The sequence below is a fragment of the Zobellia sp. 1_MG-2023 genome, from assembly GCF_030549125.1.
GTDB classification, from domain to species: Bacteria; Bacteroidota; Bacteroidia; order Flavobacteriales; family Flavobacteriaceae; genus Zobellia; species Zobellia russellii.
The window spans coordinates 88,467-111,828 of record NZ_JAUOSY010000003.1; the positions used below are offsets into that span (position 1 = coordinate 88,467).

The following is a 23,362-nucleotide window of genomic DNA, read 5'->3' on the forward strand; positions in this document are numbered from 1 at the left end:
TTCACATTAATTCATCAAAATACATCATTAAATTTGTCTCTTATCAACGGTTTTCTCAATACCAGGGCTTCAATAACAAAAAAAGGCCTGTATCGAATCAATTGGATACAGGCCTTTCTAAACAATGAAAAACTGCATCACCCCCTTACGAGAATGACGTTTACGACAACAATTGTATGTGTGTTTGTTTTCATTGGAACAATATTAATCAAAAAGATAGGGTTTAACAATAAATTATTCGCAGAAATAACACCGATTATTTATGAATTTAATTTAAACTGAATTTCGTCTCCATATTTTTTTTGCGCCAGTATTGACAGGGCTTTGTCCAAGAGCTGCAGTACGCGAGGGTACCCCCCAGTAGTCTGCCCATCTTTCATTAATAATATGAGTTTACCGGACGGTGTTAACTGAACCGTACCAGGAAGCGTGGCCGATGTAATCATTGAAGTCTGAATGCCCTCAATTTTTTCCTCTAGCTGATAAGCCATTCTATTATTTTCGTTGGATATGCTAAACTTTTTAGCGAACAACATTTCCAATTGTCTATCCGAAAGGCTTTCATACTCAGGCCCTCGGGTAACCTTTAAATCCGTTTCGCTTAGAAAAGAATCCACCTTTAACTTACTTATCCTAGGTTCAAAATGAGAACAGGCGTCATATTCCACCTCATCCCCATCTACAAAATGATTCTTTTGGGTTACCGAGGAAAAGAGCGACCGGCTACCTAAAACCACCGGCGTTTTAAAGCCCTCTTTTACGGCAAGGTAGCTACGAAAACCTTTTTCGAGTTTTCCGTAAGAAAGAATATCTCCTTTATTCACTTTCAACACCTCGTAATTACCTACGGGTTCATTATTTAGAGTTGCCGAAAGCAAAGCTCCCCCCATACTAACATAGGTTTCTTTTTCAAACAACAAAGTAGGTCCGGTCATGGTTATTTCCAATACGGCAGCATCATCTTCATTATCCAAAAGCTGATTCACCTTTCTGGCCGAAAATGCATCCATATAACCCGCCACGGGCACTCCTTTGTTCAAATACCCATATCTACCGCTATCTTGGACCGTAGTAAAAAGTCCTGATTTGAGAATCTTAAGCATTTACTATAATTTTTTCAAGTTTATAAATGCCTACTTCGTTTTCTATCTTATGCAAATCATATTCGGCCTTTGTTATTTCATAGAATTGAACCTGGTCACCCACACTTACAAAACAAGGTTCTTCCGCCTTGGGATCGAACATAGGTACAGGGCAGTTCCCCACAATATTCCAACCTCCCGGTGAATCTTGAGGATAAATTCCTGTTTGTTTACCCGCTAGGCCTACGGACCCCTTTATAACCTTTGAACGTGGTTGAGGCCTTCTGTTAAACTCCAAAACCTGAGGAAGCCCCCCTAAATAGGTGAACCCAGGAAGAAAACCAATTCCGAAAACGGTATACACATGAGATGTATGAAGGCTCACTATTTCCGTAACGGACAGACCGGATTTTTGAGAAATTTCCTTTAAATCAATACCAAAATCTTTATCATAACAGACGGGAAGGCGCCATAAAACCTGTTCGCGCGCTACTACTTTAATATCCTCTTTGTACCAACTAAGCAGCTTGGTTTTTAACTCAACAAAATCTATAGGTTCTTTTCTGTAGATAAGGGCTACCGAGTTATAGGCCGGTACTATTTCCCAATCCTTATCCTTTAAGCAACACTCTTTAAGGTACTGGGTAAATTGAAGTATATCTTCAAGAATAGCTACATCTACCCTACCAGGCCACTCTAACAAAATTGCATGGATACCAAAGGGCCGTATTGAAATGGAGTACTTATTCACTTTTTAAATAAATATTATGGTTGGGTAATTCTTTAGTAAGATACAATACTATTTCTAATGCCGATGGAGTATCTCCGTGAATACAAAAAGTATCTGCCAAAATTGATGGTTCAGTTTCCCCTACAGTTCTCACTCTATTGAACTTTGCTATTTTAACCACATGTGCTAAAACTTTTTCTTTATCAATTATTAGCGCATTTGGTTTTTGCCTGGAAACCAAACTTAAATCCGGTTCATAATTACGGTCTGCAAACGCTTCGTACTTTATCTTAAAACCTAACTCCACAGCCTCTTTTGCGATTGCCGAACCATATGGCGCATAAACAGACACTTCATCTTTATATTTTTCAATCGATTTTAAAAAACAAAGCGCCAAGGAGCTATCTTTTGCTATGTCATTATAAAGTGCTCCATGAGGCTTAATGTGACTTAGTCTTGCATCCTCCGTTTTTATAACCTCAACCAAACTTTGTACCTGAAACTTTATGCTCTCCATAAGCGCTTTGGCACCCATTTTCATGGAAGATCGTCCAAAATTAGTCCTGTCCGGATATGAGGGATGAGCCCCAATCGCCACATTATGTGCTTTAGCCAGCCGTACTACTTGAGTCATAGTCCTCTTATCCCCCGTATGACCTCCACATGCAATATTACAGGAAGACAATAAAGGTAACAGCTCATTTTCGTTACCAACACCTTCGCCCACATCAGAATTTAAATCAATATAAGTTCTTGCCATTTTGGAATTTCTAATTTCGAAAATACTGATAAACTTTAAGACTTCCTGTCAGAAACGACCTTCTATTAACGCACAAAACAATTACCAACACTTCTTTCGCAACCCCTCATTTCACCACAGTTTTAACATTTTTTAATGCCGTTTATCTAAAAAATTGCAGTTCATCTAAAACTAGGGTGCCGTATATCGAGTCTACATAATATCCAGAAAAATTACGGGTTATTATTATCCCAAATCGAACTTCCCCCTCATTTTAATCGGGGCCTAATTGACCTACCGAAATGAATTGTTTAGAATGTAATAGAAAACTTGGTTATACAGATCACAAACACTCAATGGACCTTCTTGGTGTTGAATTGTGTAGTGAACATAGACCAAGAATGATAAAACTAGTAGAACTTAACGATACCCCTCGTGAAGCCATACAACTATACTATGGATTAAAAGAAGCCGGAGTGCCTTCTATGTTAGAATGGTGGGACGGTTCAAAATCAATAGATATTGCCATATCTAGAGTAAAACTCAATATTGAAATAGATACGGAATATCATATGATGACCCATGAACAAGCCATTAACGACTTGGAAGAAGCCATGCATTCGTTTAAAAATGGCTTTACCACCATACGAATACCCCATGTACTTATAAAATATTATCTTAAAGAAACCGTTACAAATATTCTAGGGATAATGGAAGGCTTGCGTGTACATATCAAAGCGATATAAACTTAAAACCTATTGCCATGTCAAATAATACAAAGATTTTAAAGACTCCATTGAGAATTTCAATCGCAATTTTGTTGTTGGGCATGCTATCTCGCATTTTTCATTGGCCGTACGCGTCAGAAACTATCTTCCTGGCATTTACAGCCATTCTTATCCTATATACTATACGTTTTTGGAAAAAGGAAACCAAACTGTTTGTTGATATCGTTAAAATGGTAATGGTAACCAGTTGGGCACTTAATGGGCTTTTCCGGATAGTTGACCTACCGTTTACCCTACTCTTTCAAATACTAATTGCTATCTCTTTCATTACTTGGTTTATTATGGAAGGAACTGCCTATTTTCTGGACGAGGACCGCAGACAAAAAAATAATATGGCCCGTGTATTGTGGAATTTAGCCATGGTAGTTGGAGCTCTTGCCATTATAGCCGGAAGCCTTTTGAATATGTTAAACGAATCTTATGCCATTCCGCTTCTAGCTGTAGGAATAACTATAATCATTGCTTACATTTTAAAGGACGTATTTGCCAACAACAAAGGAAAAGAAGGTCACGGCAACGGAGAGCTTCAATTGTAATAGCATCTACATACAACTTCTTACTCAATACCACTCTTTCCCTACCTACTCGTTTTCAGAATTGAACACCAGCCTATTTAAGGCCTCTTCTTAGCTTGTCTAAAGAACTTATCTAAACTAACTACAAGACCCTTGACAGAAACATCTATTGTTCCAAAGGGCTTATTATATCATTTCTCTTTTCTATCTAGATTTTTTTCAAAAAACAAAGAACACAAACTATCAATTAGAGCTCAAACCTTAGGTTGTATTGCTTAAAAAAAGGATAAGGTGTTTTTACATTTATTCCGTTTGTGGAGCTATAAATACCACTTACCGACATTCATGTTTTCAATCGAATTTAATCCCCTTTGCCCGATTGATAAAGGTGTCACTAGCCCATAAAAGCGTTTTATATACAAACCCAATTCTTATGAAAGAAAAAACTACTCTTAATGATTACCTTGTTTATGCTTTCTGCGCTTTTTGTTTTTTATGGTCTTTGTATGTCATCTTTTACACAACAGTGACATAAGTACCTGTAAGAACCTATATGCAATAGCATTAGTCATAGGCTACGAGGTATTAAACTCAACGCAATCACCAAATACCTCAACTATTTGTAAAAAATAACCCAAAAATTGTGGGGTTTTTCTTTGTTCTATTATCCGTGTATACTTTTATTTTTGTGAAGGAACAACAGATAAATATTCTATGAAGACAAGAGACAAACTCACTTACGCCTATGTTGCATTCAATGTAATTTTTATAATCGTAATGGCGATTTTCCTATACAAAAATCACCCGTTCTAGGAGTCCCTTAAAATTCAAGCTTAGATTATCTAGCTCCTACTCTGTTTACAGATAGGAGCTTTTTCTTTATTTGTACGCAGTCTAACCAAATTACCCTAACCAACCCTCTCTATCCAGGCTACGATATTGAATAGCTTCCGCTATATGAGTGCCATTTACAGCGTCTACACCTTCTAAATCAGCAATGGTACGCCCAACCTTTAAAATACGGTCATAGGCCCTTGCAGAAAGATTCAAGCGCTCCATAGCATTCTTGAGCAATTCCTTAGAAGCTTCATCCAACCTGCAAAATTCCCGAATCTGTTTGGTGTTCATTTGGGCATTGTAATGCACATTGGGCAAATCAACAAAACGCTTGGTCTGCACTTCTCTTGCAGCGGTTACCCGTTTCCGGATTTCCACACTGCTTTCCCCTTTTCTATCTTCTGACAATTTATCAAAAGGAACCGGTGTTACCTCTATATGAATATCTATACGATCCAATAAAGGCCCGGATATCTTACTTAAATAGCGCTGCATTTCCGCGGGAGACGAAGTTACGGGTGCATCCGGGTCATTAAAGTATCCACCCGGACTAGGGTTCATACTTGCCACCAGCATAAAACTGCTTGGATAGGTAACCGTAAAACGCGCTCTAGCAATAGTAACCTCACGGTCTTCCATGGGCTGGCGCATTACCTCTAACACCCTACGTTCAAACTCTGGCAACTCATCTAAAAACAGAACTCCGTTGTGCGATAATGAGATTTCTCCGGGTTGTGGGTAACTTCCCCCTCCAACTAATGCTGCTGAGGTATAGTACACAATGTGTACAATAGTATATAGCTTTGACAGTTATATACTAAAACAACACCTATGTTAGCTATTTATTGTAGGATTTCGCAGAAGAAAGCACAAGGAAAAGACAGGTCTATAAAGGAACAAAGGTTAAGAGGTATTGAACTAGCTAAAAAGCTAAAAATAAAGTACAAAGTGTTTATTGACGAAGGGGTTTCGGGTACATGGGCTTTAAAGGACAGACCTGCTTTCTTCAAACTAGTAAGTGATTTACTCAATAAAAAAGGTAAAATTACCACGGTTTACGCATTAGACCCAAGTAGACTTTATAGAAATGACGAAACAAGGCTAAGTTTTCTCGCCGCAGTCAAAAAGAAGGACATCCAACTCTATTTTGATAATGGATTATATGATTGGTCAGATCCCTACATGAATTTTATGGGCAAGGTTCTTTCTGCAACCGATGTCTTACACGTAGACGTAACCAAACTAAAGGTTAAGGCGGTTCTTGAACGAAATGCAAAAGAAGGTAAAGGGTTTGGCATTACACCCTATGGTTACGAGACGGACAAGAGAGGTTATTTAACTAAGCACCCTGAAGAATCCAAGACAGTTAAAAGAATCTATGAACTATCCCTATCTGGTGTAGGTACGCGTACTATTGCTGAAACTTTAAACAAAGAAGGAGTCCCAACACGCTACAATAAAATAAAAAAAGGCAGCATTACCACGGTCAACAAGGACACAGGCAAACTAACCACAACCGAAAAGAAAGATGTAAAATGGGCAGGTAATACTATAAGAAACATACTAACCAACCCAATATACAAAGGTCTTAGGATATGGAACTCCAAAGATTCAAAATCCAACAAAGAACGTTTAAAAGAAGGGGTAAAAATTGAACCTGAAATTGAAGTAGAATTACCCGAACTTGCTCTTTTCGATGCATTTTACTGGCAGAGGGTAAACGATAATCTAAAGAACAATGCTAACAACTCGGGCAAGAAGGTTGAGCATAAATACATGTTAAAAGGTTTACTCGAATGTAAAGAGTGTGGAAGGAACTACTACGGACGAACTAGAACCAATAAAAAGGACAATTACTACATGTGTTCCTCAAAGAGATACAAAGAATCAACCTGTACAAACAGGAGCATTAACATTGACTTATTCGAGGGCTTTGTATGGAGCATCATGTTTGATGGTGGTACTATATATGACAAGATGGTACAGACATTTAACGAAGGTGGTAGCGATAAAAGAAAAAAAGAACTTGAAACGCTGATAGAATCACATAACCAATCCTTGTTAGAATTAACTAAGGAGCATAAAAGAATGGTGCAAGCGCTAATAAAAGGTACGTTGAGCGACGACGATGTAAAAGACGAAAAACTGAGGATTACGAGGGCGCAAAACGATGTGAACGAACGATTGGACAAAGATACACAGGAACTATACCAGTTAGAGAGTGAAACAAAGATACTGGATGATATTGCTTTTGATTGGGGCTTTCTATCAGAGGAAACAAAAGAAACATTGTTTGAGAAAGGTAAAGAGAAGCTTAGAGCCGACTTAAAGAGACATCTAACAAAACAAAAACGCCTAAAAGAGTTTAACCCCAACTGGAACGAAAAAAGGCGCATAGTACGAAAGTACTTGAAAAGAATCTATATCGAGAGTGACAAGCAAAACAGAATTTTCATAATCAGAGTTGAGTACAACCTACCAATTGAACAAGAAACTTACCTAATTGATTGGAACTATATAGCATACTACAATGCCACTAAAAAAAGAAGTGTACAATACTACCCCGAAATAACTAGACGTTTTACACACATTAAGGTTATGCAAGCAACGCAGTTACTTAGAAACTACTCAGCTAATTGTATTGAGCAAGATACACAGGAAGCCGCAAAGACCTAAAAAGAACATACCTAGATTGTTTAGCTAATCAGGTTCCAAATAGTAATAGATAAGACCGCTATAGGACATAGGGAATTGTAGCTTAAAATAATCGATAAGTATTCAAAATTTCAACTTTAACCAATAAAAAGCCAAATATTTGAATGGTATTTTTCTTAACCTTTTTCACATTCAAAAGCACTTTGTTTCGCTCCCGAATAGTTGACCGATTCCTTAGCCCTTTGTTTTACGGCCACTAAGCAACCTTTTTACCCCCTTCCTAAACAGAAAACCTGTAGAAAAATTCAGAAAAAACGTCCCATTCCGAGACCCTTACATGTACACGGGCAATTTTCCCCTAGAATATTCACATATAACAAAAGTGAACATTTTTATAATTGATATTCAGTGAGTTGGGTTTTTCATCAACATTTAAAGTTCATTTGTATTTGAAAATACTATATAAATGAACTATATTTACATCATTAATATAATGAATTATGGTAGGTAGTGACTGGATAGAATTTGAGAAAGCTTTGCATATAGGCAACAGGTTAATGAAGAACCCCAAAAGAAAAGTATTAGGTCTTTATATTATTTGTGCCGTTAACTTTGGTCTTAGGATTGGCGACTTACTAAAACTTAAGTATTCCGATTTGCAAGGGGAACGGTTAAAACTGGAAGAAGAAAAAACTGGTAAGAAGGTTGACCGTAAAATTAACCACTACGTGAAGGATGCTCTAGCCAACTTCCAACAAGAAATGAAAGAGCCTGACCAATTCATCTTTGTTTCACAGAAAGGTACGGTATACAGTAGACAAGCTATAAACAGATTTTTAAATGACCAATGGGGCATTAGTTCCCATGGCCTAAGAAAGTCTTTTGGGCGTTATGTGTATGAGTCCAATGGCAGTTGTGAAGATATACTAATCAAGTTAGGGGAAATCTTCAATCATTCTAGTCTAGCCATAACTAAACGTTACCTAGGTATCAGGCAAAAAGAGATAGATGATATTTTCGATGCTATGTGAATAATTAGAATTAATTGCTACCCTCTTGTTCATTCTCCACAACTGCTAACTCATCGGTGTTTTCTTCTTTACCTTCACCTTTATTGGTCAGTGGCAGGAAGCCTATAAAACTTAACAGTAGGGTAATAATCATCCAAAAGCTAATACCGTCGATGAATCCTAAAATTGTTGCAGCAGTACCTATGAATTTTTTAGAGTACTCGATTTCAAAACTTCCTTCGGGGAATGAAATGCTAAACTCGTTGCTAGAGTTCATGTATGTATGCCAAACAACTATTTCGATTTTTTCGTTCGACAACAAGTTCCCAAGAGAAATCTTACTCTTAGATTGTCCTGATTTTAAGTTACCCTCACTATCTTCAAATTGATAGGTACAATCCATTCCATTTGTTAGTAGGTTGATATTTTTAATTTCCTTATCACCCTCATTAGCAATGTTAATAATGGTCTGATGATGCCACGATAGACCTAAGTTTTTCAACTGAGATATAGTTGTGTTCATAACATCGTTATAAAGGTCATAACTACTATTGATTCCTGAACTTACATATTGAGTAGGTATACGAAATTCACTTGTGTCAGCAATAGCTTTTAAGTCATACCTGTTGTCAAAAACTAAATTATATAGCTGAAAACACACCCAAATAAAACTTACTAAAGCAGCAAAATTTCTAATTACCTTCCAAAACTCATTCATTTAGACTATAACTTTTCACTTCATTATACATGCAAAGACCTATCCTATAAAAACCCATAAAACTTTCAGGGAAATTATGAAATAGTCATACTACAAAGATACATTGTCATTGTAAGTATATTCGTCTATATTGCAAACAGTTGTCAGTAAGTTATTAACGTCAAACTAAAAAAATGAATCGGTACATTAAGGCCATGGAAATCGGGCGAGCCAACGAAGAAAACGGGATAACCTATTTTGATTTGGTGAAGGAAGTTGAAAAGGGTTTGGATAGAAAGTTCAACGAGTCAAGCGAAGCAACATTTTACGATTGGTTTACAGATAGCTTTATCAAAAAAGGGGGTAATGATGAATTGAAAGAGCAAATGTTCAGATGGAAAATTCGAAACTATTTCACAAATAAATATGTAAACCCCGATAGTAGGTTTAAAGAATCTAGAGACTGGAAAGATGTTGAAAATATACTTAACACACATTACTTCTTGAATGGAATAACATCAAAGCAATATTTAGACTATTTAGAGTTAAAAGAAGCAAGAAAGAATGCAAAACAGGCAACGGGTTTTTCTTTGTTCTCAATCTTTGTGGCCGTGGCAGCAATTGTTATAGGTGCTATTCAAAGCATTTCAAGTCCAAAGCCACCATACGAAGTACAGGTTATAGAGGATAGGACAAGAACCAAGGAACTACAACAAGAAAATCAAGACTTGAAAGAAGAGCTATACAAGGCTCAAATGTTGATTGCCGTCTACGAAGATACCCTACAATAGTTTCTGCATACCTAGATAGTACATTCATGTTTAGCCACGATTCTTTCTAGCATCCCAATTTGCTCACTTACTAGATAACCTTTCCTATCAAAATTTAAACCAGTAGATTTAATAGCTATGGCCACTAAGGATTGATGATTGTAAGTATTGCTTTCACCCTCTCTAAAACAAAGGTAAATGTTGAGGTTCTTTGGGCTGTAATGGGCATAGGCTATCGGTTTACCTCTTCTATAAAATAGCCCTGTAGCCATATTGTTGTTGGAAGAGACTACTTCAAATGTAATGTCGGTTGGTGCATTCATTGGTCGGGGGAATAGATTTGGGTGTTTGTTTTACACTTAATACATAACGAGCCGTATTTAAAAATAGTATCTTTTTATTGGTTAGGTCTGTTATTTAACAGGGTTGACAAAGTATTCATATCAAATAACCAACACCCTTTAACCTATACGGCATTATCTTTTCTCTTTGGTCTTATGTTACCATCGAACGAAAACAAAACGTTACAGAGAGAGATAGCCCTTCTTTAATAATTGCCCAACAAATTGATAGAGATAGCCAAAATAAGCCAAATACCCGTGTTTTTGGGGTTTTTCAGTCTACTACTACCGGCTCGGAAATTTTTTGATTTTTTCAGGATAACTTTTAAGGACTTTGTCCTAAACACGTAACACGCTCTATTTAGCTAAGCGTTCGAGATGAGAGAGCGTTTCTTTTGAAAAAGGTATAATGTACTGACTAGATAAAAGATAAGCCCTATTTAGGGGTACTGTCACTAAGGCTTTAATTAAGTGAATATATAACACTCTTTTATGGCAATATCTTAAAACAACCAATTTGTTAGACCCCACCACCGTTACCGTTACAGCTTTTATACTCGTAGTACGTACATGTATATATCAATCTACAACGTATCCATTCAACAACGTATCCATTCAACAACGTATCCATTCAACAACGTATCCATTCAACAACGTATCTTTTACAACATATCTGTTTACAACATATCTGTTCTACAACGTATCTGTTCTACAACGTATCCTTTCTACAACGTATCTGTTCTACAACGTATCCTTTCTACAACGTATCCTTTATAACGTATCTTTTCTACAGTATTTGTTAGGAACTAATGACTTTGACTAGTAACGGCTTTATTTTGGACGGTTTTGGGCATTCTTCTGCACTGCTGATTGCTATAGTCTTTCATCAGGTGCCCTTTTAAACAGGTTTTGGTGAGTAAGGCCGTTGTTTTGCTAAGCCCGTGCTTAGTCGAGTCGGTTCTTAGCAAGAGACCTACCTATGGTTCTATTTGGGTTTACTTTAAACAAAGGTGTTGCTCCTTGTCTGAACCTGCTTAGATTAGACAACGGTTTTGTCAAGCCCGTGCTTAATGATTGAACTTCCTCTACTATAAATGAATACTCCTAACAATATGATAAAACCGAAAAGAATCGACTTTTAGCGACCTGAAAACCAAAGCTCTCACGACACCAAGGGTAAATAGCAATAATTTTTTTTGTGATTCTTTTGGAAAAATGAATATATAAGCGTAATTTTGTAATTAGCTCATTTTTTTATATGCTTCGCCACCGCACATTGTACGTTGCTACAAGGCAAAAGTAACAATAAAAATGATAACGAAATGTTAAATAGAAAAATAATCGATGAAATGCATAAAATTTTAACACTTAAGTAAATGGAAAAACTAAGAAAATTCATTCAGGAGCGTAAAGCGTTCAATCACAGCTATTTGGCACGTGAATCTCAATGGGACAAACTCGACTTTTCAAAGTGGATACGAAACAAAACGGACATAGTTCCACAGAGGGTACTAGACAACCTCACAATTGTCTTAAAACAATACGGATACAATGACTAAAGAAGAGAAAAACAAAGTACACAACGACCCAACATTATGGTTAAAAGACGGTAAAGAAGCCGTACCGATTAAAAGCTTGCAAAAACATGAGGTTAATAGAGCCCTAGATTTTGCTTGCACGCTAAGAAAAAAGATGCAACTAAGTATTGATCTTCAATCATTTAGACTAAAAAGGCTTAACGCTAAGATTCAAAACCTACAAGCAACTAAATAAATACAAGCCGTTAAGTCCTCCACGGTAACTAAGCGAGGATGTCCTAAATTTTAATATTATGGCAAATAATCATAAAAGACCTATATGGCAGAACCTTAGAATACCTATACCACTAAATAACAGACTTATTGAACTAAGTGAACAAAAAATTATAAAGGGTAATGCTACACTATATAATTGCCTATATATCATCAGTTCTATTACTAGCAATCAAAAAAAGAAATATAGAGACTACAAAACCTTTAGATCTGTACCATCTAGTAGGTTTAAGTCGATGATAGGTGAAGCATATAATAAGCCATTGAACTTGCTATTAGACAATGGAATATTAGAGAGATCTGGCAAGGCTTTTCCTGCCTTTACCAACGATAACGGTAAACGTTTAGAATCTGAATGCTACAAGTACCGTATACATCCTGACCTTACAGATAGTGAAGAATCGGTGAAGGTAAAATTCAAGTACACCGAAAGAACCCCAACCTACAAAGAATTCAACAGGCAAAGAGAGTACCGAGAGCAGTTTATCAAAGACTTTAATTTGTTGGACATACCATTTATGGAACTTTACAAGGCAGTAGAAGACCATGTAAACAGCTTAAAAATAGATAACTACGAGGTCAATGAAAGAATGTACTGGAAATCAGGGTATAAAGATGTACACGAAATAGATAGTACCTATGTAGAACTGCCACCAGTTAGAATGAGTCTTAATGAAGCCTTGCTCTATGCCGACCAAAAGAACATGGTGCTATTTAGCTCCGGTGGTAAAATAAAAATGATGTACGAATCAATGTACATGGAAGACCAAAGAGCCTTTGTACGCAATTCATGGTTAGAAGCAATAGACAACCTTAAAGAGGGTAATCTTTACGCTAAAAGAAAGAATAGATTGTACAGCAACTTTACCAATTTTCCCAAAAAGCTATTAGAGATTATAAAAAAGAGGAACAATTTGGGTGAAAGCGATGTAAAAAGTAGTCAACCTGCATTCTTAGCTTATTTGTTGGATAAAGAAGGAATAAGAAGCCACGACATTAACGAGTTCCAGAGATTGGTAAATGAAAGTGATATATACCTACACTTTGCCAAAGATGGAATGAGTAGAGGTGAAGCTAAAACCATGATGTTCAAAATCTTGTTTTCCAAGCCTACTTCAACGTTTCAAGATGTTGAGATTTTCAGAAATGAGTTCCCTAATGTAATGGGGTACATAGACGACTTTAAAACCAAAGAGGGTAACCAATACAATGATTTCGCTATTATGCTACAAACAATTGAAAGTGAGGTTTTTATAGATGGTATCTATCCCAAATTAAGAGCGTTGAATATACCATTCTTCACTAAACATGATAGCATTATCTATAATCGTAAAGATGCAGATATAGTACAGAAAGTAATGCACGACCATTTCATTGAAATAGGTTTCAGAGGTCAGTTAGACCACGAGTATAAATTAAACGAACAACCAAAGATTAAAATAGCTTAACCATGGAATTAATAAAAGAACTACCCGAAATCTTTACCAAAAAAGGTAAAAAATATATACAAATAGGCAAAAATGATAGTGCGTACCTCTATGAGGTAAATGACATTGAACCAGATAAAAATAGTCATACTTACTTTGAGGTATTTTTTAGGCGTATCGAAAAAGCTAGAACGTATCCAAATGGAAATAGAGTGCCAAAAAGGGTTATTTACCCATGGGATGAAGCCTTTGGAGATTGGGCTTATTGCATTCATAGAGGTAACGATGTTAGCACGGCACGAAGGATAGCCACATATAGGTTCAACTATATGGATGAGTACGCCAAAGAACAAAAACAAAACAGACAATCAGCATAGTATTATGAGTGTACCGAATAACTATAGTTTCAGCTTACAGGACGTGCAGACCGAACTTAACCTAGGTTCTACAGCATCATTACAAGATTGTTTTAATGCTGCAAGAAGTGGAGGTTTCAACAGTACATATCAAGGTTCAAAAGACAGGTTAAGGAACTTTAGAGCGTATGACCGCAATAAGAGTTACGGCACACAAATACAAAGTGTTGGCTATGGTGGTAGTTCTTCCAATGCATGTGGTAGTACCCGTTTTAACTTTTATACCGAATACGGTAAGTCATGGGTAAATACCAACTCTATTTGGACTAATTACCAAGGCACTATCAAAGCACCTGCACAATGGTACTCGGACGGGTACGCATCGAGGTATTGGAACGGTAGCTCTTTCACCTCTTTAGGCTCTTGTAGCTAAATACATAAACAATTAAAAATCAAAACATTATAGATATGAAAAACACAGAAATCACAGAAGAACAATTTGAGAAAATAGCCTACTACTTCGACTCTTCTAAGTTTTCACTAGCGGAACAAGCAGCAAAGAAAAGGCTCGCTGCATGGGAAGACGTACAAGAAGAAGCAAGCAAGCTAATCGCACTACCAAAGACCAAACAGCAATTTGAACTATTGTTGGAAAATCCCTTGCAATACGTCAAACAAAAGTTAGATGATATTCATAGACCTGACTTTAATAAGTTGCCGATAAGTCAGGATAAACTATTGGAGTTGTTGGAAATCAACCTGAGGCCGTTACATAACGCTATTGCAACCTTGGACAGACACAAGGGTAAACTATCCTTTACGGTCGGAAGTGGCGTAAATTACGTGCTACGCAAAGAAGACTATACGACCTACACAAAGAACGAGAATCAGAACAAAGAAATCAAACGTATACAGAAGGCTATAGATGCATTAAAAGCGATGTATGATAGTGAAGAAGAATTTAAATCTCACACAAATCTTTACAAACTTCAAGAGTTTAGCCGTAAGGTTGGTACAGAGAACGGTAAACTCGTACCGAACCGCTATTACCTCTACGAAGTCAAATAAATAGTTGTCGAGAAGTCTTGTTTTAGTTTGTAAAGACCCTTATCATTAATTTGATGGGGGTTTTTCATTTAAAGTAGTAAGTGACCTAGGGGGTACCTCAAAAAAACAGAGTTAAAAGCTCTTCTATCTGTATAGTCCCTAGAGACACAAAACCTATGAAAAACCTATACGCATGTACAATAGAGCGCACCCAATAAGGCTTAAAAAGCTGTAAGACTTCATGTTTCTTTCAAAGAGGTGGTTATGAGCATGAAAGCACTTACGAATGCATAAAAGCGCACTAAAGGCCAATACCTATGAAAACCCCATACGCACATAAGTAAAAGCTTTTTGCAATAGTCTATAGCAGGTTCAAAAACCCTTGGATTCGTGGTGTCAGGCGTAGGTGTTCATGTAGTAGGTCTTAAAAGATGTGCACATTGTCTAATAACAGGGAACTTATTGTGTGATGTGGGTTTCTGAACGGACGCTGGCTCATAAGCCCCATATTTTTTATTTTACCTACAACACTATGAATCTTGGTAGTTTCAAGTGCCTCATGCAAGGTCATAGGTGGCAAAATAGAAGGTAATCGCTTCGCAAGCATCGTTTTTCCCGCGCCTGGAGGACCGACCAAAATAATATTATGCCCACCTGCCGCCGCAATTTCCATAGACCGCTTGATGCTTTCCTGACCTTTTACATCGGCAAAATCAAACTCCGGAAAATCAAGGGTTTTATAGAATTCTTCGCGAGTATTAATGATGGTCTGCTCTAACGGTGTTCCATTGTCAAAATATTCGATCACTTCAGATATATTATCAACTCCAAAAACTTTTAAATCAGAAACAATAGCCGCTTCCTTGGCATTTTCCTTGGGTAGAATAAAACCTTCAAAACCCTCTTCTTGTGCCTTTATGGCTATGGGCAATGCTCCCTTTATAGGGTGGAGACTACCGTCTAGAGAAAGTTCGCCCATGATAATGTACTTTTCTACATTATCCGACTTAATCTGTCCCGAAGCGGTTAGAATTCCTATAGCCAAAGTCAGGTCATATGCCGAACCTTCCTTTCTAAGGTCTGCCGGAGCCAAATTCAACGTTATTTTCTTGCCGGGAATTTTGTAGCCATTGTTCAACAGTGCTGCCGCAATGCGGTAGTTGCTTTCCTTTATTGCATTATCCGGCAACCCTACCAAGTGGTACCCAACGCCTTTATCTACATTGACTTCTACCGTGATAGTTGTTGCATCTACGCCAAAAACGGCACTTCCAAAAACTTTGGTGAGCATATTCTTTATCTATTTAAATTCTATAGTTGGCTTTTATTCAAGCTAATTCTTTGGCATTAATGTAAGTTGAGACTTTGATGTAGAAAGTATCTCCTCTTTATTGAGCATCATTTTACGAAACTCTCCCTTTGCATACATTTCCGCCTGATCCTTATAATGTTCACTAAAAGGATTTCCTGATTGTCCCGTAGGCAGGATACTCATACTATTCTCAACATCCGAAAAATCTACGACCCTTCTTGTTGATGGCCCAGAACTTACCTTGTTAATACCGTCTTCCGTGTATGGAAAATAGGTATTGTTTATAACCTCCCGAGTTCCGTTTATAGCAAACGGACCTACATTGAAAAAAGATTTTAACGCTTCAACCTGGCCTATAGGATGCCCATGTTCAAGGGTATGCACGTTACCCCAAACCCATGCAGTTGTATCTTTGCCCAATTGATCACCAAGAGCTTCCATTGCTTCCTTAAAAGAAATGGTAACAATATAGCTTTGACTTTCAATGGTACCGGATGTATTTGTATTATCCCACCAAATAGAGCTCTCTTTACCTATTATAGGCGCTATGGTTCGTTTTATAAAGTGTGTATTTAAAATCTCCTCAAAAAGTGTTTCCCCTAATTCGTCCTTAAATGTATTTTTTAAAATAAAATACATCCATCTATGGTATACTGTTGCAGCTGTACCTTTCACAGGGTAATCGCCTTTCCAAGCTTTAAGGTTATCCAGAATTTGCAAATGACTATCGTTAAGACCCTCAACATTCACCTTTTTGAGCAATTGGGATACTATTTCTACATTTACAGGCGAGGTATTATCGGTTATCATATCGCCCACAGCTTTCCTGTCCCAATCGTCTTTACCCTCCAATAGTTCCTCAATTCTTCTCCCTCTATTTTCAGGCAAATAATAACCAGGGTACAACATACCAGCAATAGAATCCGGTTGGTTGTTAGCGGAGTACACATAGTGCCACGGTGGATTTATCGCATGCGGATTTTTACTAAAATCCAAATATTTCTTTTCCACAGGCAGACCTTTTCCTTCCTCATATACAAATTTGGTATTCACGCTGTCCGGAATCTCATAAAGCTTAGCTGCGGCCCACCATGCCACATTATCATCAGCATCACCATAAACAATACCTAATCCCGGAGCATGTAAGTCACCCAAAGCTTGCTCAAAATCACCCAATCCCTTGGCGTACGACATATTATAAAGGGAAGTAAGTAACTTATTTTCAACTTTAGTGAAAATCCACCACATAGAAATGGGTCTATCACCGGTAATTTGATCAGCAATACCATTTAATACCGGACCCCTATTCGTTTTTTTATAAGAAAAGTGAACGTTCTCAGAATCCTTCACTTTAATGGTTTTTGAGATAACCTCATAATCCTTCCACCCACTACCCTCTTTATATTTTCTTGGGTCCGTTGGATGTGTTTTCTCATAATAAAAATCTACATCATCATTCTCGAACATGGTCATGCCATAGGCCAGCTTTCGGTTATGGCCCAAGATGGGATAAGGAACTCCGGCAAGATGATACCCGTATTTCTCATAATTTGGCGTACTTACATGAGCCTCGTACCAAACTGATGGTTGCGAATACCCAATATGTGGGTCGTTCGCAAAGATTACCTTTCCGCTTTTTGTTTTTTCTGGAGCAATGGCCCAACCATTACTTCCTTCAAACAATGGAATTGATAGTTTTTCTAGAGAAGACATCACCTCTGAAATAGATTTACGTATGGAATCGTTTTTAGTATTGGGGTAGTTTTTTATCCATAACGTTGTAGTATCACTATGAACCGCCAAATCCTTTAAGTACTCAAACCCCAATTTATCCTTTATTTTACTCAATAACGGGTCCGTTTTATGAGCCATAGCAAAACTAAAAGCCATATACCCAAGGGTATTGTAGACATCCTTTAGTTCAAACGGTGTTTTTTCTAAACCCGTTAGATAAAACTCCACGGGAGTGGGCCCTTCCTTTACAAATTCATTTACGCCATCCAAGTACGCTTGAGATAGTTGCACTGCCACATCGGATGAATTAAGTTTTGCTATAGTCTCCGTAGAATACTCATCTATTCCTAAAGCCAAAAAGAACTTATCCGTACCCAATAAGTCTTTCCCGAACACCTCTGACAAACCACCCTTTCCTATACGCCGCAAAAGCTCCATTTGCCACAATCTGTCCTGGGCATGAACATACCCAAGCGCTTTAAATGCGTCCGTATCATTTTCCGCATAAATATGAGGAATCCCATAAGTATCATAATATACCTGTACTTCTCCGGAAAGATTTTGAAGGGACTTTTCCCCATCATAGTCAGGTTTTAAATGATAGGTGAAACTTCCTAAAATAACAGCTAGCACACCAATAAGAGCGAGGAAGCCCCACCCTAAGCGCTTAAGTTTTCTCATTCAAGTCTAAGTTTTGACCTAATATAAGAATTATTTACAAGGAGCTAAGAAAGAACGGATACCTCGCTTAAAAGCATCTATTAACGACCTATTTCTATTAAAAACAAAGGTTTGTTTTAATTACAAAGACACGTTTATGCACAACAAAAACAACCTAACATCAAAAAAGTAAGAAAAAACTACAATTTTATTAAGTGATTAAATCTGAATATTCTTATTTTTAGTTAAAATAAACCTAAAAAACACTATATGAAAAATGCTTACTTAAAAATTGCCGGAACTATTATTGGCGCCGGACTTTTTCTTGTTTCATGTACCAAAGACGAATTTGAACTAAGCACCGAAGACAGCCTAACCCCTTTTACCTCAAAAATTGGCATTCCCTCTTCAGACTTTAATTTTAAAGCCCCGTCATTGATTAAAAAACTTCCTGAAAAGTCAATGTTTCATGACGTTCCCTTTAATTTAGCCTCTATTGTAGAGCCCAGTAAATGCACCTTAACTCCTTTAGACGACGTAATTGCTGCTTCGGTTTCCAGCAATCTGGATTCCATTGGTTTTGATTGGTATGACCTCTATGCAGAAATGAACTTTCTATCCACCATTACCGATGATAGCCCGCAGTATTTTGGAGCAGACGGGGAAGACACCCAAAAAGTAAAGAATATAACCAAAAGTCTTGAGAGATTCTGGTTTATGCCACATGAGATAGAGGTGCGCGGGCAACACAAAACCACTCTAGAAGATTATGACAAATTAGTAGATATTCTTATGTTCTGGTATGAAAGACCTGCATCAGAAGCAAATGCCCTTGCCTATTATTTTACAAATTTTGTAAACGTAGAGAGCACCTTTCTAACGGAGACACCATTGATTACCGCAGATGGATTCGCAATTGCTCTGGACGGTGCCTTTGGACAGAACGACCTTATTGTAATTGGTGATGGTATAGTAGACCTACTTGAACAAACGGGTATACGGCGAGGTGTAATCTGGAATGGCATCATGGCCCATGAATGGGCTCACCACATACAATTTAACAATCAGGAAAAATGGTACCCTAACGGTGCCGCTGATAATGTTCCCGAAGCTACCAGAACAACGGAACTAGAAGCCGATTTCTTCACCGGGTATTATGTAACCCATAAAAAAGGTGGTACCCAAAACTGGAGACGAACCCAACAATTTCTAGAGCTTTTCTTTAACATTGGCGACTGTAGCTTTACAAGTGATGGTCACCACGGCACGCCTTTACAACGTATGGAAGCTGCAAGAAGGGGCTACCTACTAGCTAGAAGAATCCAAAATAAAGGCAAAGTCCTAACTGCCAACCAGGTCCATAATAGGTTTTTGAAGCAACTGGATAAAATTCTTGGCAACGAACCCGCTAGAGTTATCCAATCAACAGACGATGAAATTCAAGATGAGTTTCAATTTGACGTTCAACCGGATGCGCTTCAATAAGAACAAAACTTAACCTATGAAAAAAGGGCGTTCCAAAATATTTTGGAACGCCCTTTTTCTTTTAATAGGAATACTAAACTAGTTGTTTTTGAAATTCACCAATCCCTTCTTTAACCATTCCTCATACACATCACTATCCGTATACTGCACTGCGGTATTTAGAATTTCCATATCAGGTGTCATCAAAACGTAGTAAGGTTGAGAAGCCGCATTAAAATTAACCGTCTGAAAAGTACCCCATTTCTGCCCTACGGTCTCAATATGTTTTACACGGCCGGTATCATATTTAAAATCAAATTGCTCTGCCTCAGAAAGTTCCTTTCGGTCATCTACGTACAAAGAAATAAGAACGTAGTCCTCCTTTAAAATAGCATACACGTCAGGTTCGCTCCAAACATTCTCTTCCATCTTCCTACAGTTCACACAGGCCCAACCTGTAAAATCCAACAGGATAGGCTTATTTACTTTCTTTGCATGAGCTACTCCTTCATCAAAATCCTTATAACAATCTATGCCCAACGGACAGTCGCTCTCGGTTTCAAAAACACTGTAAAATGCCGGTGGCGGAAAACCACTCAAAAGCTTAAGATTAGAAAACCCTATAAGCCCCAAAAGAATATAAATTGAAAACGCGGCACTTACCAATCCCGTAACTTTTCTTCCCGCTGAAAGTTTTTGCTTTGGCCCGTCATGCGGAAACCTAAATAATCCAAAAAGATAAAGCGCAAGCAATACGAACAATACCACCCATATACCCAAGAATATTTCACGTTTTAAAATACCCCAATTGCCTACAAGGTCTGCATTGGAAAGGAATTTAAGTGCTAATGCCAGTTCTAGAAAACCTAACACCACTTTAACCGTAGTCATCCACCCACCGGATTTTGGCAATGAATTCAACCAGGCAGGGAATAATGCAAAAAGAGCAAACGGCAGAGCAAACGCCACACCAAAACCGGTCATGCCCGCTGAAAGGTTCACAGCTACATCTCCCTCTTCCAAAACGGTGCTCCCTAAGAGTCCGCCTAAAATAGGCCCTGTACATGAGAATGAAACAATGGCCAATGTTATCGCCATAAAGAAAATACCTATTACGCCACCTATTTTGGAAGAAGCGGCATCCATCTTATTTGCCCAAGAACTAGGCAAAGTCAATTCATAGTACCCGAAAAAAGAGAACGAAAAGAACACGAATATCAAGAAAAAGGCAATGTTCAACCAAATATTGGTAGCTATGGTATTTAATATCTGGGAGTCTACCGAGTCAAAAATATGGAAAGGCAGACTCAGTAAAAAGTATATTAAAACAATGAAAAAGCCATACAACAGGGCATTTATAATGCCTTTGGATTTTTTTTGCGAGTGTTTGGTAAAAAACGATACCGTAAGCGGAATCATAGGAAAAACGCAGGGCGTCAACAACGCAATTAATCCACCTAAAAATCCTAAGCCAAAAATCATCCATAGACCGGAACTTGCCTCACCTACTTCGTGTGTACTTCCTAAAAGTTCCTTATTCTTTAAATCGATTTTTAAAGCCGAACTCAAAGATTTACTGTGTTCATCTATAGTCTTCTCCTCGTTTACAGCCACCCCTCCATCTAGAACAAAACTAAAATCTGCATCCACCGGAATACAGACCTCTTTACAAACCTGATAGAAAAAGTTGATGTCAATTTGATTGACATCCGGATTAAGTAGTTTTATTTTTTGAGTAAAAATGGCCGTTTCCTTAAAAAAGGTTTCATCTACCTCAAAAATATCACTGTACTCAACAATGGTTTCACTCTCTAAAGTTTCACCAACAAGCTCATAGTTTTCGCCTGCACTTTTATAACTGAATTCACTTGGCAAGGACCCTCCTTCAGAAGTGAACTGAGAGTACACATGCCAGCCTTCCGCAATGTCTCCTTTAAGAATCAACTCATAATCTGTGTCGCTAATTTTTTTTACTTCTTGAGACCATTTCACGGGATTGTCATCATCCTGAGAGAAAAGACCTAAAGAACTAAAAAACAATGTAATAAATACTATTATATATTTCATTAATTTAATATAAATTTTAAAATATTACTTGTATCTTCCTTTACCTTAAAACGCTCATCTGCCCGCCTACCTATTATCCAAACTACATCTTCACCGGAACAAAGCAACCATTGGCGCTCTTTGGAAACAACATCAATCTTTTCATCCTTAAAAAACTTGGATAGCTTTTTCTTTCCCTGCATTCCTAAAGGATAAAAGTAGTCGCCATTTTTCCATTTCCTTATCGTTAACGGATACTTTAACGCTTTTTTATCTACGTACAGTGTGTGGAGATCCTTGCTTGACAAACTATCTGCCGATTCAATTGTAATATGAATGGGCTCTAAAACTTCGGTTTGCCCTTCCGAAATAGCATAAAACTCGGTATCAACTTTCTCAGAAACTTCCGTCAACAATAAAAACTCCCTATCCTTAAGCAAGCGGTGGGTTTTAGAATAAATCTCCTTCCCGCTCATGGCTGTTATTAAATTTTCAACATCATCCCATTCCGTGAACCCATATACCTTAAACAGAGCATGTATATGTGCTGAAATAGGCTTTAAATCCAGTAATGCTTGAGTGGAAATACGAATTACACCCTCCTTTTCTTGAAACAAGCGCAACTTCAATTCCAAAACATGGGCGTCAACAAGCGCCGCACTCTCCGAAAGGTGTTCTTGTGTTTTTGTAAAATTCTTTAAAAAAGAAGGGTTTAAATCCTTTAGCAAAGGCACAATTTCATGGCGGATTTTATTCCGAAGATATTTGGTATCCGCATTAGTGGCATCCTCTCTCCACTTTAAGTTTTGAGACTTAGCATATTCCAAAACCTGACTTCTAGAAAAACGAAGTAGCGGCCTTGACAAAGTCTCCGTCTTTTCTGGAATTCCGGACAGCCCGTCAATACCCGTTCCCCTGGAAAGGTTAATTAAAAACGTTTCCAAACTATCATCCACATGATGGGCAGTTACCAAGGTTTTAATATCATTTTCACGCATGACTTCAGCAAACCAACGATACCTAAGCTCTCTTGCACCAACTTGAACTGAAACTTTATTTTTTTCAACGTAACCAATTGTATTAAAATTAGTTGCGAAAAATTGAATATCGTTACTCGATGCTAATTCTTGAACAAATTTCTCATCGCCATTGCTAGCCTCTCCCCTCAAGTTAAAATTGCAGTGCGCAATGGCAAAATCCAATTTACACCTAATGCAAAGATGAACCAAAGCCACACTATCCAACCCTCCGCTACAGGCCAATAAAAACTTGGTCCTTACAAGGTTTTGAAAATTAGCTTCAATATGTTTTTGGAATTCTTCTAACACGATATAAAGGTAA

20 protein-coding genes and 2 pseudogenes are annotated in these 23,362 nt (G+C 37.6%); 12 read left to right on the forward strand and 10 right to left on the reverse strand.

Annotated elements, in window-relative coordinates; all coding sequences use genetic code 11:
* Positions 1-260 precede the first annotated feature (260 nt).
* The 3 genes from Q4597_RS07795 to pxpA are packed head-to-tail and all read right to left on the reverse strand — an operon-like array spanning position 261 to position 2,572.
* Positions 261-1,103, reverse strand: coding sequence for a biotin-dependent carboxyltransferase family protein (locus tag Q4597_RS07795; protein WP_215914450.1), 843 nt, complete (start codon positions 1,101-1,103; stop codon positions 261-263).
* Positions 1,096-1,833: a 5-oxoprolinase subunit PxpB gene (pxpB, locus tag Q4597_RS07800; protein WP_303405663.1), complete on the reverse strand. Its 738-nt coding sequence runs from the start codon at positions 1,831-1,833 to the stop codon at positions 1,096-1,098. The genes Q4597_RS07795 and pxpB overlap by 8 nt, the downstream gene beginning before the upstream one ends.
* Positions 1,826-2,572, reverse strand: coding sequence for a 5-oxoprolinase subunit PxpA (gene pxpA, locus Q4597_RS07805; protein ID WP_303405665.1), 747 nt, complete (start codon positions 2,570-2,572; stop codon positions 1,826-1,828). The genes pxpB and pxpA overlap by 8 nt, the downstream gene beginning before the upstream one ends.
* A 380-nt stretch (positions 2,573-2,952) precedes the next feature.
* Here pxpA and Q4597_RS07810 point away from each other — a divergent pair, with 380 nt between their 5' ends.
* Together Q4597_RS07810 and Q4597_RS07815 are read left to right on the forward strand one after the other, a co-directional pair.
* Positions 2,953-3,297: a hypothetical protein gene (locus tag Q4597_RS07810; RefSeq protein ID WP_353889258.1), complete on the forward strand. Its 345-nt coding sequence runs from the start codon at positions 2,953-2,955 to the stop codon at positions 3,295-3,297.
* A gap of 17 nt (positions 3,298-3,314) precedes the next feature.
* Entirely contained in the window at positions 3,315-3,875 is a 561-nt protein-coding gene (locus Q4597_RS07815) for a hypothetical protein (protein ID WP_303405667.1), read from the forward strand.
* An 882-nt stretch (positions 3,876-4,757) separates the two neighbouring features.
* On the opposite strand, the pseudogene Q4597_RS07820 reads toward Q4597_RS07815, so the two are convergent.
* Positions 4,758-5,462, reverse strand: a pseudogene (locus tag Q4597_RS07820) (YifB family Mg chelatase-like AAA ATPase); the annotation flags it as partial.
* A gap of 60 nt (positions 5,463-5,522) precedes the next feature.
* Between Q4597_RS07820 and Q4597_RS07825 the strand changes: the two are divergent.
* Positions 5,523-7,367 carry a recombinase family protein gene (locus tag Q4597_RS07825; RefSeq protein ID WP_303405669.1) on the forward strand — a complete coding sequence of 615 codons (1,845 nt, stop codon included), beginning with the start codon at positions 5,523-5,525 and terminating at the stop codon, positions 7,365-7,367.
* Positions 7,368-7,846: 479 nt separating this feature from the next.
* Complete coding sequence (locus Q4597_RS07830; RefSeq protein WP_303405671.1) at positions 7,847-8,377, forward strand: tyrosine-type recombinase/integrase; 531 nt, start codon at positions 7,847-7,849, stop codon at positions 8,375-8,377.
* Positions 8,378-8,387: 10 nt separating this feature from the next.
* Here the strand turns inward: Q4597_RS07830 and Q4597_RS07835 are convergent, their stop codons facing one another.
* Positions 8,388-9,074, reverse strand: coding sequence for a hypothetical protein (locus tag Q4597_RS07835; protein ID WP_303405673.1), 687 nt, complete (start codon positions 9,072-9,074; stop codon positions 8,388-8,390).
* Between the two features lie 173 nt (positions 9,075-9,247).
* Here Q4597_RS07835 and Q4597_RS07840 point away from each other — a divergent pair, with 173 nt between their 5' ends.
* Positions 9,248-9,844, forward strand: coding sequence for a hypothetical protein (locus tag Q4597_RS07840; protein WP_303405674.1), 597 nt, complete (start codon positions 9,248-9,250; stop codon positions 9,842-9,844).
* Positions 9,845-9,855: 11 nt separating this feature from the next.
* Here the strand turns inward: Q4597_RS07840 and Q4597_RS07845 are convergent, their stop codons facing one another.
* Positions 9,856-10,146, reverse strand: coding sequence for a hypothetical protein (locus Q4597_RS07845; protein ID WP_303405676.1), 291 nt, complete (start codon positions 10,144-10,146; stop codon positions 9,856-9,858).
* Between the two features lie 1,394 nt (positions 10,147-11,540).
* On the opposite strand from Q4597_RS07845, the gene Q4597_RS07850 reads away from it, so the two are divergent.
* From Q4597_RS07850 to Q4597_RS07875, 6 genes are read left to right on the forward strand one after another with little or no spacing between them, the layout of a single operon-like run.
* Positions 11,541-11,723, forward strand: a complete 183-nt coding sequence (locus tag Q4597_RS07850; protein WP_303405677.1) for a hypothetical protein — start codon at positions 11,541-11,543, stop codon at positions 11,721-11,723.
* Positions 11,716-11,937 carry a hypothetical protein gene (locus Q4597_RS07855; protein WP_303405679.1) on the forward strand — a complete coding sequence of 74 codons (222 nt, stop codon included), beginning with the start codon at positions 11,716-11,718 and terminating at the stop codon, positions 11,935-11,937. The genes Q4597_RS07850 and Q4597_RS07855 overlap by 8 nt, the downstream gene beginning before the upstream one ends.
* A gap of 58 nt (positions 11,938-11,995) precedes the next feature.
* Entirely contained in the window at positions 11,996-13,423 is a 1,428-nt protein-coding gene (locus Q4597_RS07860) for a hypothetical protein (RefSeq protein ID WP_303405680.1), read from the forward strand.
* A 2-nt stretch (positions 13,424-13,425) separates the two neighbouring features.
* Positions 13,426-13,779, forward strand: coding sequence for a hypothetical protein (locus tag Q4597_RS07865; RefSeq protein WP_303405681.1), 354 nt, complete (start codon positions 13,426-13,428; stop codon positions 13,777-13,779).
* A gap of 4 nt (positions 13,780-13,783) precedes the next feature.
* Positions 13,784-14,191, forward strand: coding sequence for a hypothetical protein (locus Q4597_RS07870; protein WP_303405682.1), 408 nt, complete (start codon positions 13,784-13,786; stop codon positions 14,189-14,191).
* Positions 14,192-14,226: 35 nt separating this feature from the next.
* A complete protein-coding gene (locus Q4597_RS07875) occupies positions 14,227-14,826 on the forward strand; it encodes a hypothetical protein (protein ID WP_303405683.1) in 600 nt (199 codons plus the stop codon).
* 424 nt (positions 14,827-15,250) lie between these two features.
* Here the strand turns inward: Q4597_RS07875 and Q4597_RS07880 are convergent.
* Positions 15,251-16,096 (reverse strand): annotated as a pseudogene (locus tag Q4597_RS07880) (YifB family Mg chelatase-like AAA ATPase); the annotation flags it as partial.
* A gap of 42 nt (positions 16,097-16,138) precedes the next feature.
* Entirely contained in the window at positions 16,139-18,532 is a 2,394-nt protein-coding gene (locus tag Q4597_RS07885; RefSeq protein WP_303405684.1) for a penicillin acylase family protein, read from the reverse strand.
* 249 nt (positions 18,533-18,781) lie between these two features.
* Here Q4597_RS07885 and Q4597_RS07890 point away from each other — a divergent pair, with 249 nt between their 5' ends.
* Positions 18,782-19,996, forward strand: a complete 1,215-nt coding sequence (locus Q4597_RS07890) for a hypothetical protein (RefSeq protein WP_303405686.1) — start codon at positions 18,782-18,784, stop codon at positions 19,994-19,996.
* Positions 19,997-20,074: 78 nt separating this feature from the next.
* On the opposite strand, the gene Q4597_RS07895 is transcribed toward Q4597_RS07890, so the two are convergent.
* The gene (locus tag Q4597_RS07895) at positions 20,075-22,042 is read right to left on the reverse strand and encodes a thioredoxin family protein (protein ID WP_303405688.1); all 1,968 of its coding nucleotides are present in this window, start codon (positions 22,040-22,042) and stop codon (positions 20,075-20,077) included.
* Complete coding sequence (tilS, locus tag Q4597_RS07900) at positions 22,042-23,349, reverse strand: tRNA lysidine(34) synthetase TilS (protein ID WP_303405690.1); 1,308 nt, start codon at positions 23,347-23,349, stop codon at positions 22,042-22,044. Before tilS ends, Q4597_RS07895 begins: the two co-directional genes overlap by 1 nt.
* Between the last annotated feature and the right edge of the window lie 13 nt (positions 23,350-23,362).

Coding starts and splice junctions, on each gene's coding strand:
- Q4597_RS07795 (WP_215914450.1), bottom strand. CDS start 1,103: ATGCTTAAGATTCTCAAATCAGGACTTTTTACTACGGTCCAAGATAGC.
- pxpA (WP_303405665.1), bottom strand. CDS start 2,572: ATGGCAAGAACTTATATTGATTTAAATTCTGATGTGGGCGAAGGTGTT.
- Q4597_RS07810 (WP_353889258.1), top strand. CDS start 2,953: ATGATAAAACTAGTAGAACTTAACGATACCCCTCGTGAAGCCATACAA.
- Q4597_RS07860 (WP_303405680.1), top strand. CDS start 11,996: ATGGCAAATAATCATAAAAGACCTATATGGCAGAACCTTAGAATACCT.
- Q4597_RS07845 (WP_303405676.1), bottom strand. CDS start 10,146: ATGAATGCACCAACCGACATTACATTTGAAGTAGTCTCTTCCAACAAC.
- Q4597_RS07830 (WP_303405671.1), top strand. CDS start 7,847: ATGGTAGGTAGTGACTGGATAGAATTTGAGAAAGCTTTGCATATAGGC.
- Q4597_RS07895 (WP_303405688.1), bottom strand. CDS start 22,042: ATGAAATATATAATAGTATTTATTACATTGTTTTTTAGTTCTTTAGGT.
- Q4597_RS07825 (WP_303405669.1), top strand. CDS start 5,523: ATGTTAGCTATTTATTGTAGGATTTCGCAGAAGAAAGCACAAGGAAAA.
- Q4597_RS07815 (WP_303405667.1), top strand. CDS start 3,315: ATGTCAAATAATACAAAGATTTTAAAGACTCCATTGAGAATTTCAATC.
- Q4597_RS07890 (WP_303405686.1), top strand. CDS start 18,782: ATGAAAAATGCTTACTTAAAAATTGCCGGAACTATTATTGGCGCCGGA.
- Q4597_RS07855 (WP_303405679.1), top strand. CDS start 11,716: ATGACTAAAGAAGAGAAAAACAAAGTACACAACGACCCAACATTATGG.
- Q4597_RS07840 (WP_303405674.1), top strand. CDS start 9,248: ATGAATCGGTACATTAAGGCCATGGAAATCGGGCGAGCCAACGAAGAA.
- Q4597_RS07870 (WP_303405682.1), top strand. CDS start 13,784: ATGAGTGTACCGAATAACTATAGTTTCAGCTTACAGGACGTGCAGACC.
- Q4597_RS07885 (WP_303405684.1), bottom strand. CDS start 18,532: ATGAGAAAACTTAAGCGCTTAGGGTGGGGCTTCCTCGCTCTTATTGGT.
- Q4597_RS07865 (WP_303405681.1), top strand. CDS start 13,426: ATGGAATTAATAAAAGAACTACCCGAAATCTTTACCAAAAAAGGTAAA.
- Q4597_RS07875 (WP_303405683.1), top strand. CDS start 14,227: ATGAAAAACACAGAAATCACAGAAGAACAATTTGAGAAAATAGCCTAC.
- Q4597_RS07850 (WP_303405677.1), top strand. CDS start 11,541: ATGGAAAAACTAAGAAAATTCATTCAGGAGCGTAAAGCGTTCAATCAC.
- Q4597_RS07835 (WP_303405673.1), bottom strand. CDS start 9,074: ATGAATGAGTTTTGGAAGGTAATTAGAAATTTTGCTGCTTTAGTAAGT.